The organism is Pseudomonas sp. NY15463, assembly GCF_048068415.1.
In the GTDB taxonomy this organism is placed as follows: Bacteria; Pseudomonadota; Gammaproteobacteria; order Pseudomonadales; family Pseudomonadaceae; genus Aquipseudomonas; species Aquipseudomonas mosselii_C.
Genome location: NZ_JBLUQD010000001.1, coordinates 473,462 through 489,503, shown reverse-complemented (window position 1 = coordinate 489,503; position 16,042 = coordinate 473,462). Strand labels below are relative to the sequence as shown.

Below are 16,042 nucleotides of genomic sequence, written 5' to 3'. Positions count from 1 at the left end.
TTGGCACCGCACGCCTAGCCAGACAAGGGTCTCAGAAACCCTTGCTGTAGAACAACGCGTACGACTCGATACCGTCGTTAGGCTGCTTGATCCCGGCGTTGGAGTAGTGGACGGCGCGAATACCGACCTTCTGCTCTGCCGGCAGCTTCAAGCCAAAGCCAATACGGTCTTCGAAGTTGACTGAGGAACCCAGACGCTGATCGCCGACGTTGGTCTTGGAGAAGGCGGCAAGACCGATGCCGGCCTCGATGAATGGCGTGTAGGTGAACCCTTTGAACTCATAGACGAACACCGGGCTGAACGACAGCGAGTGGGCGCCGCTGTAGTCGCCACCTTCCCAGTAGGTATAAGCGGCGTCCCAGTAGCCGGTGACGAAGCCGGTATTGCTCTCCAGCCAGCGCTTGTCCCAGTCGAACGACATGCCGATTCGATAGGTCAGGTCACCCTGAGAGGTGGCGCCGACAGCGCCGGAGACTTGGGCGGCCTGGGCGCTGCAGGCGCCAGCGAGCGCCAGCACTGCAACGGCCAGCGAGCTGGAAAGGCGGGTTTTCATCGATGACTTCTCCTGATGGTCTTCGCGGACAGGCCTGCACCGTGGCTAGCACGGGCCTGCTGCAAGCGGGGCTTGGCCCCTTGTTATGTCCCTGGGTACCGCCGCATCTACGTGGTCACAAGCGGTAATAATTCCGCGATTATTATCCGATCCGCGCGCAACTTGAAAGTGTTTTGCCACTATGTTCGCCCTGTTTTGTGGCCTGCGCCGCGATCCCGGCAGGCGCATTCGATGACGCCCGCAATGCTCAGCGGGTTGAATGCTCTGCGCGCAAGCGCATACGGTTTTCAGCCACGGCGCTCCTCCAACAGCTTGATGAACATGCTGAGGCTGCGTGACACCGTGCCACGACGCCACACCAGCCAGGTCTTCAGGTAACGAAAGTCCTCAGCCATCGGCCACGCACTGACGGTGCTGCAACCGGGCATGTTGTCGAGCATGCTGCGCGGCATCATCGCCAGCCCTGCCCCAGCACTGACGCAGGCAAGCATGCCATGATAGGACTCCATCTCATGAATTTTGCCGGGCACGGCCTGGTCATGCACGAACCAGCTCTCGAAGTGGTGGCGGTAGGAGCAGTTGGCGCGAAACGCGTAGATGCTCGCACCGTTAACGTCGCGGGCGCGAGTCACTGGCGGATGGTTGAGCGGCGCGATGATGGTCATTTCTTCTTCGAATACCGGCATACCTTCGAGCGTGGGGTGCAGCAACGGGCCATCGACGAAGGCGGCCACCAGGCGCCCAGACAGCACCCCTTCGAGCATGGTCCCCGAAGGGCCGGTGGACAGGTCCAGGTCGACCTTGGGGTAGCGCTGGTTGTAGGCGGCGAGCAAGGCCGGGATACGGACCGCCGCCGTGCTCTCCAACGAGCCCAGGGCGAAGGTGCCCTGTGGGTCTTCACCGGCCACGGTCAGCCGTGCCTCATGCACCAGGTCCAGGATGCGTCGGGTGTATTCAAGGAAGTTCCAGCCCGCCGGCGACAGCCGCAGGCGGCTTTTTTCGCGGATGAACAGCTCGACGCCCAAGTCTTCTTCAAGCTGTTTGATACGGGTGGTCAGGTTCGACGGCACCCGATGGATCTGCTGGGCGGCGGCGCTGATGCTGCCGTGCTCGGCCACCGCCTTGAAGATTTCCAGTTGCACCAGGTCCACAGCCATTCTCCATTCGTGAATGTTTTACTCATTATTATTCAGTTTTCATTAAAGCGCGCACCCTCTAGTCTGAGCCTACCGATTCATAACAAAAGAGCGATCGCCATGAGCCAGATCAGCAGCCTGACCCACGCCATCTCCGTCGACCCGTATACCGGCGAGCAGATCGGCCACTATCCCTACGACACCGACGCCGCACTGGAAGCGGCGCTGCAACGCGCCAAGGTTGGCTACAACCAATGGCGCAAGGTGTCGCTGGGTCAGCGCAGCGAATACCTGGTGGCCTTGGCCGACGCGCTGCAAGCCGATAGCGAAGCCTTCGCGCAGATGATTGCCCGCGAAATCGGCAAGCCGATCAGCCAGGCCCGTGGCGAAGTGAGCAAGTGCATCGGCCTGTGTCAGTGGTACGCCGAACACGGCCCGGCCATGCTCGCCCCGGAACCGACCCAGGTCGAAAAAGCCCGTATCGAATACCGTCCCCTGGGCCCGATCCTGGCGGTGATGCCGTGGAACTTCCCGCTCTGGCAGGTACTGCGCGGCGCGGTGCCGGCGCTGCTGGCCGGCAACACCTATGTCCTCAAGCACGCCCCTAACGTGATGGGCAGCGCCTACCTGTTGGCCGACCTGTTCAAGCGCGCGGGGCTGCCTCAGGGCGTGTTCGAGGTCATCAACGTCACCCCCGAAGGCGTCACTCGAGCCATCAACGACTCCCGCATCGCTGCCGTGACCCTGACCGGCAGCGTGCGTGCAGGCATGGCGATTGGCGCTCAAGCCGGCGCCGCGCTGAAAAAATGCGTACTGGAACTGGGCGGTTCGGATCCTTTCATCGTGCTGGCCGATGCCGACCTCGATGCTGCCGTCAAAGCCGCCGTGATCGGCCGCTACCAGAACACCGGCCAGGTCTGCGCCGCGGCCAAGCGCCTGATCGTCGAGGAAAGCATCGTCGAAGCGTTCACCGACAAGTTCGTCGAGGCTACCCGTGCACTGACCGTCGGCAACCCGTTGGATGCAGCCACCTACATCGGCCCAATGGCGCGTTTCGACCTGCGCGATGAGCTTGACGGTCAGGTCCAGGCGACGCTGGCCGAAGGCGCCACCCTGCTGCTGGGGGGTAACAAAATCGAAGGCGCAGCCAACTTCTACGCACCCACCGTGTTCGCCAACGTCACCTCGGACATGACCGCGTTCAAACAAGAGCTGTTCGGCCCGGTGGCGGCGATCATCAGCGCCCGCGACGCCGAACATGCCGTGGAGCTGGCCAACGACAGCGAATTCGGCCTGGCCGCGACCATCTACACCGCTGACTACGCCCTGGCCGAGCGCATGACCCAGGCACTGGACACCGGTGGCGTGTTCATCAACGGTTACTGCGCCTCCGACCCCCGCGTAGCCTTCGGCGGCGTGAAGAAAAGCGGTTTCGGGCGCGAGCTGTCGCACTTCGGTGTACGTGAGTTCACCAACGCCCAGACCGTCTGGCTCGATCGCAACTGATTCGCACCCAGCTAGCGCCGTGCAACGCCGAATCCAGGTGTTGCGCGGCGCTAGCCGGATACCCCGCGACTGCGCTTGAGCGTCTCGCTCGGCAACTCCCTGAACAACTGCCGATAACTCTCCGAAAACCGCCCCAGGTGCCAGAACGACCAGCGCATGGCTACCTCGGCCACGGTCACTTCGCCTGCCCCCTGCAGCAGGTCGCGCCGCGCGCCATTGAGCCGACGCAGCCGCAGCCAGTGCGCGGGCGGCATCTGCGTGAACCCCTTGAAGGCCTGTTGCAGGCGACGCACGGACACCCCGGCGAGCTTGGCCAGTTCCACCAGGTTGAGGGTTTCGTCGGGGCAATCGGCGGCCCACTCGCTGATCCGTCGCATGATCGCCCGCCCCTCGTCGCGCCGCTCGCGTGCCTCGCCTTGCAGGCCTTGGCCAGCGTTATCGAGGATGAACAGGCAGTCTTCGAACAATTGCTCACTCAGCGCTGCGCCTGCCAGCTCACACTCAGCCTGCCCCACCCGGGTCAGCGTCGCACTTAGCCAATTGCCGAACAGCGCGGTCTGCTGACAGGTCAACGGCACCATGAACAACCCGCGCAAACGCTCGATGTCCAGGCCATGGCTGGCCAGGAACGGCTGGTCGAACACCACCGCCACCTCCTGATAGTTCTCCGGGGTGATCCAGATGTTGCGACTGTCCTCGTTGAGCAGGTAGAGGCTGTTTTCGCTGCGGTCGAAACAGAACGCCAAGGCTCCGCTAGGGGCACGGAAGAACTGCTCGACCCGGGTATTCAGACGCTCCTCGTAGACCTGCACGCCGTCCAGCCCCAGCCAACGCAGCTGTCCGTTGAAATGCCCGGGGGACATCTGCCGGTACTGCTGCTGCCAGCCGGGCGTGGCGCGGATCTGTTCGGTGACATCGGTAGTACGCAAGTCGCGGACCTGCAAGGCGTTGGGCGTTGTCACGCGTTGTCCTATTGCACTCTTTTGGTGCATTGATCGACGAAGAAAGTGGATAGATCACCCCGAGGGGCTGCGCCCAAGATAGTCCTCAGCGTCACCCGTGGGAAGCCTCCTGGGCACACCCACCACAACTACCCAACCAAGAGGTTTGTATGAGCGCCCCCTTCGATCAGCTGTCCGCCTGGCTGAAAGAACACCGGATCACCGAAGTCGAATGCGTGATCAGTGACCTGACCGGCATCGCCCGTGGCAAGATCGCCCCGACCGCCAAATTCCTCCACGAGCGCGGCATGCGCCTGCCTGAAAGCGTGCTGTTGCAGACGGTCACCGGCGACTACGTCGACGATGACATCTACTACAGCCTGCTCGACGCTGCGGACATCGACATGATCTGCCGCCCCGACCCGACGGCGGTGTACCAGATCCCCTGGGCAATCGAACCGACCGCCATCGTCATCCACGATACGTTCGACAAGCAGGGCAACCCCATCGAGCTGTCGCCGCGCAACGTGCTCAAGAAGGTGCTCAAGCTGTATGCCGACAAAGGCTGGCAGCCAATCGTCGCCCCGGAGATGGAGTTCTACCTGACCCAGCGCTGCGAAGACCCGGACCTGCCGTTGCAAGTGCCGCTGGGCCGTTCGGGCCGCGCCGAAAGCGGTCGCCAGTCGTTTTCCATCGATGCGGCCAACGAATTCGACCCCTTGTTCGAGGATGTCTACGACTGGTGCGAGATGCAGGGCCTGGACCTGGACACGCTGATCCACGAAGACGGCCCAGCCCAGATGGAGATCAACTTCCGGCATGGCGACGCGCTGGACCTGGCCGACCAGATCACCGTGTTCAAGCGCACAATGCGCGAGGCGGCGCTCAAGCACAACGTCACCGCCACATTCATGGCCAAGCCGATCACCGACGAACCCGGCAGCGCCATGCACTTGCACCAGAGCGTGGTGGACATCGCCAGCGGCAAGCCGATCTTCGCCAACGACGACGGCAGCATGAGCGAGCTGTTCCTGCACCATATCGGCGGGCTACAGACGTTCATTCCCAAGCTGCTGCCGATGTTCGCCCCTAACGTCAACTCGTTCCGCCGCTTCCTGCCCGACACGTCGGCGCCAGTAAACGTGGAATGGGGTGAGGAAAACCGCACCGCTGGTCTGCGCGTGCCGACCTCGAGCCCTGAGGCGATGCGCGTTGAGAACCGTCTGCCGGGCGCCGACGCCAATCCCTACCTGGCCATCGCCGCCAGCCTGCTGTGCGGCTACATCGGCATGGTCGAACGCATCGAACCCAGCGCCCCGGTACAGGGCCGCGCTTACGAGCGGCGCAACCTGCGCCTGCCGATCACCATCGAGGATGCCTTGCAGCACATGGAAGATTGCGAGGTGGTGCGCCAGTACCTGGGCCACTCGTTCGTGCAGGGTTACGTCGCGGTCAAGCGCGCCGAGCACGAGAATTTCAAGCGCGTGATCAGCTCGTGGGAGCGCGAATTTTTGTTGCTGAGCGTGTAACCCCCGATCACCGGGCAAGCCCCTCCCCAACGGGGCGGGCTTGCCTCGAAGACCGCCCCATCAGTGCCACGCCCTAAGAAAAAGACCAATCGAGGTGTCGACATGCGTCATATGCAAGCCCTGATCCCTGCAACCTTCGCCCTGCTGTTCGGCACTGCCGCCCAGGCCGAGCCAATGGTCAGTGTGTACAACTGGACTGACTACATCGGTGACACCACCCTGGCGGATTTCCAGGCCAGCACTGGCATCAAGGTGGTCTACGACGTGTTCGACTCCAACGAAACCCTGGAAGGCAAGCTGCTGGCCGGGCGCACCGGTTATGACGTGGTGGTGCCCTCGAACCACTTTTTGGCGCGCCAGGCCAAGGCCGGCGCATTCTTGCCGCTGGACCGCAGCAAGCTGCCCAATTGGCAGCACCTGGACCCTAAACTGCTCAAGCAACTGGAGCAGAACGACCCTGGCAACCAGTACGCCGTGCCGTACCTGTGGGGCACCAATGGCATCGGCTACAACGTCGAGAAGGTAAAAGCGGCGCTGGGTATCGACAAGATCGATTCCTGGGCGGTGCTGTTCGAGCCTGAAAACCTGAAGAAACTCAAGCAATGCGGCGTGGCCTTCATGGATTCTCCCGACGAGCTATTCCCCGCCGTACTCAACTACATGGGCATGGACCCGCGCAGCGAGAAGCCTGCCGACTACGCCAAGGCCGAAGCACGCTTGCTGGCGCTGCGCCCTTACATCACCTACTTCCATTCCTCCAAGTACGTATCGGACCTGGCCAACGGTGATGTCTGCGTGGCCTTCGGCTATTCGGGCGATGTGCTCCAGGCCGCACACCGCGCCGAAGAGGCCGGCAACGGGGTCAAAGTTGCCTACAGTATTCCCAAGGAAGGCAGCAACCTGTGGTTCGACCTGCTGGCGATCCCCAAGGACGCCAAGAACCCCGAGCAGGCACTGGCGTTCATCAACTACCTGCTCGACCCCAAGGTCATCGCCAAGGTCAGTGCCACGGTCGGTTACGCCAACGCCAACCCCGATGCCAAGGCCTACATGGAGCCGGCACTGGTCGAAAACCCCGCGATCTATCCTCCTCAGGACGTGCTGGACAAGCTGTACGTCTCGACGATGCAAAGTCCAGGGACGCTGCGCCTGATGACGCGCTCCTGGAGCAAGATCAAGTCCAACCGCTGAGCCGAGCACTGCCATGCCTCACATGAACGAACACGCGGCCTCCTACTACGCCGCAACAGCCCGCCAGGCAGCCACCTACCCTGCGCTCGACCAGCAACTGCACGCCGACGTGTGTGTGATCGGCGGTGGCCTTACCGGGGTCAACGCGGCCCTGGAGCTGGCCGAGCACGGGCTGTCGGTGGTGCTGCTGGAAGCCCGGCGCATCGGCTGGGGCGCCAGCGGGCGCAACGGCGGGCAATTGATCCGCGGCATTGGCCATGAGGTGTCAGGCTTTGCCCGTCACGTTGGCCAGGACGGCGTACGCTACCTGCAACAAGCCGGCATCGAGTCGGTGGCGTTGGTCGCCCGGCGTATCGAGCAATACGGCATCGACTGCGACCTGCGCTGGGGTTTCTGCGAGCTGGCCAACACCCCGGCCCAGTTCGCCGCCTTCAGCGACGAGCAGCGCAACCTTGCCGAACTGGGCTATCGCCATGAAACTCGGTTGGTAGGCCCCGAGCGTATCCACGAAATCGTTGCCAGCGACCAGTACGCCGGCGGCCTGGTGGACATGGGCTCAGGCCACCTGCATCCGCTCGATCTGGTCCAGGGCGAGGCGCGCGCCGCACAGGGCCTGGGCGTGCGCCTGTTCGAGCAAAGCCCGGTGCTGCGCATCGAGCACGGTAGCCGGGTGACCGTGCACACCGCACGCGGCAAGGTACACGCCCAAAGCCTGGTGCTGGGCTGCAACGCCCACCTCGATGAGCTAGAGCCGCGCCTGAGCGGCAAGGTGCTGCCTGCCGGCAGTTACGTGGTGGCCACCGAGCCGTTGCCCGAGCACGTGGCCCAGACGTTGATCCCGCAGAACATGGCGCTGTGCGATCAGAAGGTCGGGCTGGATTATTACCGCCTGACTGCCGACCGGCGCTTGCTGTTCGGCGGCGCCTGCCACTATTCGGGGCGCGACCCGAAGGATATCGGTGCGTACATGCGGCCAAAGGTGCTCAAGGTCTTCCCGCAACTGGCCGACGTACGCCTGGATTATCAGTGGGGGGGGATGATCGGCATCACCGCCAACCGTTTCCCGCAAGTCGGCCGCCTGCGCCAGCACCCTAACGTGTACTACGCCCAGGGCTATTCGGGGCACGGCCTTAACGTGACGCACTGGACCGCCAAACTGCTGGCCGAAGCCATCGCCACCGGCCACAGCCAGGGGCTGGATGTCTTCAGCGCCGTGCCGCACCTGACCTTTCCCGGCGGCAAAGCCCTGCGCTCGCCCCTGCTAGCCCTAGGCATGCTGTGGTACCGCCTACGTGAGGCGCTCGGCTGAACGACGCGAGCGCCACTGCACTGGCGCAAGACCATCGCAGTGGCCATCCGCCCCTGATCTGACCACTCGTCGGCAACAATGTGAAAATGCCATCGCTGCTTGGCAGCTCTGCTTTCCTCGCCGGGCTGCCAGGCAGGCTGCACCGTATAACAGGGATGGCGCACACGCTCACGCCATTCGCTCAGGGGAATGGCGTGGACATCGTGGACGCTTCAGGCCACGCATCAGCACTCGACGAACGCCACGGCCAGGCCACCGCGCGAGGTTTCCTTGTAGTTCGCGTGCATGTCAGCGCCTGTGTCGCGCAGGGTGCGAATCACCCGGTCCAGGGAGATGAAGTGTTCACCGTCGCCACGCAGGGCCATCTGTACGGCATTGATCGCCTTTACGGCGGCGATGGCGTTGCGCTCGATGCAAGGCACCTGGACCAACCCACCCACTGGATCGCAGGTCAGCCCGAGGTTGTGCTCGAGGGCGATTTCGGCCGCGTTCTCAAGCTGCGGTGGGGTCGCACCAAGCACTTCGGCCAAGCCGGCAGCGGCCATGGCACAGGCCGACCCGACCTCACCCTGGCACCCCACTTCAGCGCCGGAGATCGACGCGTTCGTCTTGCACAGGATGCCCACGGCAGCTGCGGCCAGCAGGAACGCCACCACGTCGTCGTCGCAGGCGGTAGGGTTAAATTTCATGTAGTAATGCAGCACAGCTGGAATGATGCCCGCTGCGCCATTGGTGGGCGCGGTGACCATGCGCCCGCCAGCGGCGTTCTCCTCGTTGACCGCCAGGGCGAACAGGTTGACCCATTCCATCGCGCTCAGGGTCGAGCCGATCACATTCGGTTTGCCCAGTTCTTGCAGGCTGCGGTGCAGCTTGGCGGCGCGACGCTTGACCTGCAAGCCGCCAGGCAGCACCCCTTCATTGCGTAGACCGTTGGCCACGCACTCGCCCATCGCCGTCCAGATCTTCAGCAACCCTGCACGCACATCGGCCTCTGTGCGCCAGGCACATTCGTTGGCCATCATCAGCTGGCTCACGCTCAGCCCATGTTGCTTGCACAGGGCCAACAACTCGGCGCCGCTGGAGAACGCGTAGGGCAACTTGACTTCGCCAGCGTCGGCCACAGGCGCATCCAGCTCTGCCTGCTCGACGATAAAGCCACCACCGATGGAGTAGTAGGTCTGGCTGAACTGGCTGCCTTGGCTGTCGAAGCTCTCCAGAGTCATCGCATTGGGATGGTAAGCCAGGTCTTCGTCCAACAGACGCATGTCGCGCGCATATTGGAAGTCTACCGGGTGGCTGCCGTCGAGGATCAAACAGTGCTCCTGCATCAGTTGGTCGATACGCGATTCGATGCTCTGCGGATCGATACGGTCCGGCCATTGCCCCATCAGGCCGAGCAAGCAGGCCCGGTCGGTGGCATGGCCGACGCCGGTGGCCGACAGCGAGCCATACAGGCGCACCTCGACCCGTGTCACACGATTCAGCAGCCCGCGCTCACGCAAGACGCCAGCGAAGGTCGCTGCGGCGCGCATGGGGCCGACGGTGTGGGAGCTGGACGGGCCGATGCCAATCTTGAAGAGGTCGAAAACACTGATAGCCATACTAATGCCTTGCCGGGCTTGTCGATAGAAACGATCCACGGCGCTGTGAGGAATTTGAGCGGTATTGCGATATTGAGCGATACTGACGGCCTGCCCGGTCGATGACCAACGAAACTTTCTACAAAAGGCTTTAGCAGGACTAAACGATGAAAGGGCAACTCAATGGTCAGGTGTATGTCTGGCTGCACGTATTCTCCTGCGCGGCGCGGCACCTGTCGTTCACCCGCTGTGCAGAAGAGCTGCACATCACCCCTGGTGCGGTCAGCCAACAAATGCGCCAGCTCGAAGAACGCCTGGGCTATCGCTTGTTCCTGCGCCGCGCCCGAGGCGTGGAACTGTCGGCCGAGGGCCAGCGCCTGGCGCAGACGGTGGCAGAAGCCTACGGCAGCATCGAGGCCGAGTTGTTACGCCTGGACGCTGGCGAAATCCGCGGCACGCTGCGGCTGCGCTCGATCCCGTCGTTCCTGGCCAAATGGCTGACACCACGCCTGCCACGCTTCCAGCAGCGCTATCCCGACATCGAGCTGCGCCTGGTGGCCGAGGACAGCAACCAAGCCCTGCACCCGGACGACTTCGACTTGGCCATCGACCTGAACGACGGCAGCTATCCCGGCATGCTGTCCACGCCACTGCTGGACGAGCAGATCTTTCCGGTGTGCTCCCCAGCCCTGCTGCGCGGTCGCCCGCCGCTGCACGGCCCGGCCGACCTGGCGCACTATCCGCTGCTGCACGACATCACAGCCTGGCGCGGCAGCTCGGAGTACGCTGAGTGGGAATTCTACCTGGCGGGGATCGGGGCTGGCGGCATGCCGGTGCGCCGCGGGCATACCTTCAACCGCAACCACCTCACCATCGAGGCGGCGATCGCCGGCATCGGCGTGGCCATCGCCCGGCGCACGCTACTCAACGACGAGTTGGAGCGTGGCGCGCTGATCGTGCCGTTCGGCGTGCCAATCGCCAACCACAAGCGCTATGTGCTGTTGTATCGGCCTGGCGGGCTTAGCCAGCCGGGGGCACGAGCGGTGCATGACTGGCTGGTGGAGGAGGCGCAACACTTCAGGGCCCTGCATCCGATGGCGCTGGCGTAAGCTCACCAGCGCGGCGTGCCCCGCCCGACATACACCGAGGGCGAAACCCCGAGGGTGCGCCGGAACATCGCGCTGAACGCACTCGGGCTGTCATAGCCCAGGTCCAGCGCCACTTCCAGCACCGATGCGCCCGCCGCCAGCGCATCCAGCCCCGCCAGCAAACGCATGCGCCGTACCCACTGCACCAGGCTCAAGCCTGTCTCGCGCTGAAAAGCCCGGGTCAGGGTTCGCGCGTTGAGGCCGCTCAAGCGCGCCGCCCGCGCCAAGCTCCAGTCATCGGCCGGCGCCGCGCGCGCGGCCTCGCACAATGCCTGCAAAGGCCCAGGCCCTGGGCTGGGTACATGCAGTGCCAGCACCGGCAACACGCGGATCTCGTCCAGGATCAGTGCCATGATCCGCGCCTCAGGCCCATCCAGCGGGTACCCCGGCACGATGTCCATGGCCCGGATGATCAGCTCGCGCAACAGTGGCGAGATCTCGATCACCTGACACTGCTGCGGCAACCCAGACCGTGCCTCGGCGTCCACGAACAAGGTACGCATGCGCACCACCCCGGACATGCGCAACTCATGCTCGCTGGCCGCAGGCACCCAGACTCCGCGCCCAGGGGGCACGACCCAACTGCCTTCGCGGGCACTGACCGTGACCACGCCACTGATCGCATGAATGAGCTGGGCACGGTCGTGACAGTGCAGGGCAATGTGCTCGCCGTGGCGGTAGTTCTCGGCAAGTGCAAGGATCGGCGGACGGGTCATCGACAGGCTTCGGTGGCAATGAAACCTCATGGTCGCAGGGCCAGCGCTGTTCGTGAAGGGGCACACGCTAACGACTGCGCAACAGCAAGGCGGCCAGCGCACACCCCAGCAACGCCAGGCACGACAGGTAGAAGGCATCGGAGTACGCCATCAGGTAAGCCTGCTCGCGCACACTGCGGTCGATCAGCGCCAGGCTCTGCATCACCTGCGGTGATTGCGGATCGAGCATGCCGCCCGGCAGACGTTGCTGCAACGCGCCGTCGAACAATGTCAGCGCCTCGCCCACCCGCACCGAATGAAAGCGTTCACGCAGCGACACCAGTTGCGTCAACAACGCCGTGCCCAATGCTCCACCCAGGTTGCGCAGCATCGAGATCAACGCCGAAGCCGAGCCCGCCTGAGCTTTGTCCAGCCCCTTCACCGCCAGTACCGACAGCGCCACCATGATCAACGGCTGACCGATACCCCGCACCACGGTGGACGGGATGATCACGTTGCTACCCGCATCCACCGTCAGTTGCGAGCCCAGCCAGCACCCCAGGGCCATGATGGCGAAACCGCTGGCCACCAGCAGCTTGGGGTTGAGCCAGCGCATCAGCCGGGGCAGCAAGGGCGCCAGCAACAGTTGCACTAGGCCATAGGCGATCAGGCTCTTGCCGACCTCGCTGGCGCTGTAGCCTTGCACCAGCGCCAGATAGTTGGGCACCAGAAACACCAAGCCGAAGGTGGCCGCGCCGAATACCGCCATCGCCAGGCTCGATACACCGAAGTTGTAGCTGGCCAACAACCGCAGGTTGATGAACGGACGTGCCCCCCATAACTGCCGCTGGATGAACAGCGCCAGGGCGAATATCGCCAGCACACTGAATACGACGATAAAGCGCGAGTCGAACCAATCTTTGCGTCCGCCCTCCTCCAGCACCACCTGCAACGCCCCAAGCCCCAGCGCCATGGCGCCGATCCCGAGCCAGTCGGCCTGACGCAGGGCACTGCGGTCACCGGCCTGGCCCTTGATCGACCAGGCCACCGCTGCCAGCAACGCCAAACCTGGCGGTAGTTGCAGCAAAAAGATCCAGCGCCAGGAGTACATGTCGGTCAACCAGCCCCCTATCGAAGGCCCAGCCGCCTGAGCCACGCTATTAGACAGGCTGAACAGCGCCATCCCCAGCGGCAGGCGGCTGGCAGGCAGTTCGGTGATGATCAGCTGCATCGACAGCGGGATCAGCACCGCCCCCGAAGCGCCTTGCACCACCCGCAGGGCGATCATCGCTTGCAGGCCAGGTGCCAGTGCGCAGCTCACGGAGCTGGTAAGAAACACCGCCGACCCTACCAGCATCACCCGCCGCAACGAGAACACCCGCACCAACCAAGCGGTCAGCGGGATCATGCTGATCTCGGCCACCAGGTACGCGGTGGAAATCCACGACCCCTCCTCGAAGCTCGCGCCCAGCGCACCTTCGATCTCAGGCAGGGCAGCGCTGGTGACGTGCACGTTCATCCCGGCCATGAAGCAGCCGAACAAGCCGCCGATCACCGCCACCCAGGCCCGGGTGGTGACTTTTTCCTCAGCGTCCATCATGCACCTGCCGGGTATCGACGGTGGCGATCACCGACATGCCGGGCAATAGCTTCGGCACGCCGTCCACTTCGGGTTGCAGATGTATGCGTACCGGGAAACGCTGGACGATCTTGGTGAAGTTGCCCGTGGCGTTGTCCGGCGGCAGCAGCGCGAATACCGCCCCTGAGCCTGGCGACACGCTGTCGACGGTGCCCTGCCAGTGCTGGCCGAAGGTATCCACTTCAAGGCGTACCGGCTGGCCTGGACGCAGGTGCGCCAGCTGGGTCTCCTTGAAATTGGCCACCACATAGGCCTGTTCGACCGGCACCAGCGCCAGCAACGGTAAACCTGGGGTGATGTACTGTTGCTGGCGGGCCTTACGCTGGCCCACCACGCCATCGAAGGGCGCACGGATCTCGGTGTCGGCCAGGGCGCTACGCGCCAGGTCCGCTTCGGCTTGGGCCTGGTCGAGGTCAGCCTGGCGTTGCAGCAGTTCGGCCTCAAGCTGGCGACCTTGTTGGGCCAACACCGCCTTGTGCGCGTGCTGGCGGGCAAGCTCGGCGTCAGCAGCGCGCTGCAGGGCGTTGGCCTGAATACGTGTGGCGCGGGCTTGTTCCATGCGTTGCACGCTGGCCGCTTGCCATTCGGCCAGGCGCTGGTAGCGTTGCCAGTCGGCCTCGGCGCGCTGCGCCTCGCCACGGCTGCCGGCACGTTCGGCGTCGGCACGCGCGATGGCCTGGGCCTGCTCCGTCTGTTCGGCAGCGAAAGTGCGCAGGCGCAGGCGTTGCACCTGCAATGCCGCCTCGCTCACCGCTAGCTGCGCCTCGGCCTTGCGCAAGCGATCACGAAAATCCCGCGCATCCAGGCGTACCAGTACGTCACCGGCCTTGACCTGGGCGTTATCGGCCACCGTCACTTCGGCGACGTAGCCGCTCACCCGCGCGCTGATCGGCGCCCAGTCGGCACGCACGTAGGCATCGTCGGTCTGTTCGAGAAAGCGCCCCTCCAGCCACCAGTAACCGCCATAAGCGCTCAGCAGCAGCCCCAGCGAACCGGCCAGCCCCACACGCAGCAAACGCCGGCGTCGTGGGTCACGGTGTTGGTCGAGGTCCTGCTGGGTTTCTGGGCTGACCGCCTGGTTCATGCTGGGGCTCCATACAAGGGGGGGAGCACCAGCGTAAGGAATACGTGCGTGTCGATCGCTCGCGAATCATCCAACTATCGTCGCGAAATAGACAATCTTCATTAAGGTGCCTGGAGAAACGCCACCACCCGCTCGGCCGCCGCAGCGGGATCCTCCTGCATGAAGCAATGCCCACCCGCCACCTGCTGGCTACTGACCTGGGCGTTCAGACTAGCCAGACGTTGAACCGAGTGCGGCACGAAGGGATAGGTGTGCTCGCCATACAGGATGCAGGTCGGCGTCGAGATACTGCTCAGTTGATGCCACATACGTTCAGGGAACGAACTGAAAATCTCCACTTCGCGGCTGGGTCGGCACTTGAGCACCACGGCCTCGCCGCAATCGCCGATGGCGTGCTCGACATAAGCGTGCAGGGCCGTGTCGCTCCAGCCCTTGAAAATACCCCGCCCTTGCAGCGACGCCAGCGCCGCCTGGCGGTCAGGCCAGTGGCTACGGCGCGTCGCGGCCTTGCGCGCCAGTGCATGACGCCGATGCAGGCCAACCATGGCAGCCACCCCCATCACCCCAAGCATCCGGCGGCTGAACAGCACAGGGTCGAGCAGCACCGCACGCTGGAACAACGACTTCTCTCGGGCCAGCATCAGGCCGGTGAGCACCCCGCCAAAGCTGTGCCCTACCGCCAGCAGCGGCACGTCACCGTATTCACCGCGCCCAGCGGCGAAGGCCTCCAGGGCCTGCGCCGCCGCACGGTTCCAACCCACGAACGCACCACCGTGATCGCTGTCGCCATGGCCTTGCACATCGCACAACCACAGGTCGAAATGCTCGCTCAGACGCAGCAGCAAGGGCTGGTAGGCCAAGCAGCAAAACCCATTGCCATGCAGGAAGTGCAACAGCGGTCGGCCGCTTGGCGGCGTGCGCCAACCGCGCAAGGTGAAACCTTCGGCGCATTCATGGGACCAGGGAATCAACTCCATCTACGGCACTCGTCGGCTCTAGGAAAACGACGATTCTACAAACAGCAGCGGATACAGTGAAATCACCAGCAACACGGCCATCACGACATTGAACAGCACCAGCGCGCGCCGGTTGCGCAGCAGGTTGCGCAACGCGCTGCCGAACATCACCCAGATGCCGACGCTGGGCAGGTTGACCAGCGCGAACACCACCGCGATGACGATCACATTGACCACATAACCTTGAGCCGGCGTATAGGTAGTGATGGCGCCCACCGCCATGACCCAGGCCTTGGGATTGACCCACTGAAACGCCGCCGCGCCCCAGAAACCCAGCGGTTCGCGGCTGCTCACGGTGTCAGCGTTCATGGGCCCGGAAGTCGCGATCTTCCAGGCCAGGTACAGCAAATACGCAGCGCCGCCATAGCGCAACACGGTGTATAGCACCGGCCAGGCTTTGAACAGCTCACCCAACCCCAAACCGACCCCTAGCACCATGAGCATGAAGCCGATGCTGATCCCCAGTGCGTGAGGCACGCTGCGGCGTACGCCAAAGTTCACCCCCGAGGCCAGCAACATGGTGTTATTCGGGCCGGGCGTGATGGAAGAAACGAAAGCGAACAGCACGAACGCGCTGAGCAGGTCGAACGAGGCAAGCATGGTGTGGGGATCCGTTTATTTCCCGAAAGGTACAACCACACTAACGGAGCGCTCACTGAGGGCACCGATACAGTTGAGTTTAATTGCGCAAGTACAGCCTACTGATACGGTACGA

14 protein-coding genes are annotated in these 16,042 nt (G+C 63.8%); 5 read left to right on the top strand and 9 right to left on the bottom strand.

The features are described from left to right. Positions 1–31 precede the first annotated feature (31 nt). Positions 32–553 carry an acyloxyacyl hydrolase gene (locus tag ACNFIC_RS02365; RefSeq protein ID WP_138217611.1) on the bottom strand — a complete coding sequence of 174 codons (522 nt, stop codon included), beginning with the start codon at positions 551–553 and terminating at the stop codon, positions 32–34. A 287-nt stretch (positions 554–840) separates the two neighbouring features. Beyond that, positions 841–1,704, bottom strand: a complete 864-nt coding sequence (ptrR, locus tag ACNFIC_RS02360) for a putrescine utilization regulator PtrR (RefSeq protein ID WP_205884541.1) — start codon at positions 1,702–1,704, stop codon at positions 841–843. A 105-nt stretch (positions 1,705–1,809) separates the two neighbouring features. Here ptrR and ACNFIC_RS02355 point away from each other — a divergent pair, with 105 nt between their 5' ends. Continuing rightward, positions 1,810–3,195, top strand: a complete 1,386-nt coding sequence (locus ACNFIC_RS02355; RefSeq protein ID WP_416779639.1) for an aldehyde dehydrogenase family protein — start codon at positions 1,810–1,812, stop codon at positions 3,193–3,195. 50 nt (positions 3,196–3,245) lie between these two features. Here ACNFIC_RS02355 and ACNFIC_RS02350 read toward each other — a convergent pair whose 3' ends face one another. After that, a complete protein-coding gene (locus ACNFIC_RS02350) occupies positions 3,246–4,157 on the bottom strand; it encodes a helix-turn-helix domain-containing protein (RefSeq protein ID WP_138217608.1) in 912 nt (303 codons plus the stop codon). A 149-nt stretch (positions 4,158–4,306) separates the two neighbouring features. On the opposite strand from ACNFIC_RS02350, the gene ACNFIC_RS02345 reads away from it, so the two are divergent. From ACNFIC_RS02345 to ACNFIC_RS02335, 3 genes are all read left to right on the top strand, one after another. Next, a complete protein-coding gene (locus ACNFIC_RS02345) occupies positions 4,307–5,665 on the top strand; it encodes a glutamine synthetase family protein (RefSeq protein WP_416779637.1) in 1,359 nt (452 codons plus the stop codon). A gap of 102 nt (positions 5,666–5,767) precedes the next feature. Next, on the top strand, positions 5,768–6,856 hold the full coding sequence (locus ACNFIC_RS02340; protein ID WP_138217606.1) for a polyamine ABC transporter substrate-binding protein: 1,089 nt from the start codon (positions 5,768–5,770) through the stop codon (positions 6,854–6,856). A gap of 13 nt (positions 6,857–6,869) precedes the next feature. Further along, positions 6,870–8,165 (top strand): NAD(P)/FAD-dependent oxidoreductase, encoded by a 1,296-nt coding sequence (locus ACNFIC_RS02335; protein ID WP_416779635.1) that lies wholly within the window; start codon positions 6,870–6,872, stop codon positions 8,163–8,165. 224 nt (positions 8,166–8,389) lie between these two features. Here the strand turns inward: ACNFIC_RS02335 and ACNFIC_RS02330 are convergent, their stop codons facing one another. Next, positions 8,390–9,766, bottom strand: a complete 1,377-nt coding sequence (locus ACNFIC_RS02330) for an L-serine ammonia-lyase (protein WP_416779633.1) — start codon at positions 9,764–9,766, stop codon at positions 8,390–8,392. Between the two features lie 146 nt (positions 9,767–9,912). On the opposite strand from ACNFIC_RS02330, the gene ACNFIC_RS02325 reads away from it, so the two are divergent. Further along, the gene (locus tag ACNFIC_RS02325; RefSeq protein WP_138217603.1) at positions 9,913–10,854 is read left to right on the top strand and encodes a LysR substrate-binding domain-containing protein; all 942 of its coding nucleotides are present in this window, start codon (positions 9,913–9,915) and stop codon (positions 10,852–10,854) included. A 2-nt stretch (positions 10,855–10,856) separates the two neighbouring features. On the opposite strand, the gene ACNFIC_RS02320 is transcribed toward ACNFIC_RS02325, so the two are convergent. From ACNFIC_RS02320 to ACNFIC_RS02300, 5 genes are all read right to left on the bottom strand, one after another. Further along, entirely contained in the window at positions 10,857–11,609 is a 753-nt protein-coding gene (locus ACNFIC_RS02320) for an AraC family transcriptional regulator (protein ID WP_416779630.1), read from the bottom strand. A gap of 67 nt (positions 11,610–11,676) precedes the next feature. After that, positions 11,677–13,185 (bottom strand): MDR family MFS transporter, encoded by a 1,509-nt coding sequence (locus ACNFIC_RS02315; protein WP_416779628.1) that lies wholly within the window; start codon positions 13,183–13,185, stop codon positions 11,677–11,679. After that, entirely contained in the window at positions 13,175–14,311 is a 1,137-nt protein-coding gene (locus ACNFIC_RS02310) for an efflux RND transporter periplasmic adaptor subunit (protein ID WP_416779626.1), read from the bottom strand. The genes ACNFIC_RS02315 and ACNFIC_RS02310 overlap by 11 nt, the downstream gene beginning before the upstream one ends. Positions 14,312–14,412: 101 nt before the next feature. Further along, entirely contained in the window at positions 14,413–15,288 is an 876-nt protein-coding gene (locus ACNFIC_RS02305) for an alpha/beta fold hydrolase (protein WP_138217600.1), read from the bottom strand. Between the two features lie 18 nt (positions 15,289–15,306). Continuing rightward, the gene (locus tag ACNFIC_RS02300) at positions 15,307–15,927 is read right to left on the bottom strand and encodes a LysE family translocator (protein WP_138217599.1); all 621 of its coding nucleotides are present in this window, start codon (positions 15,925–15,927) and stop codon (positions 15,307–15,309) included. Between the last annotated feature and the right edge of the window lie 115 nt (positions 15,928–16,042).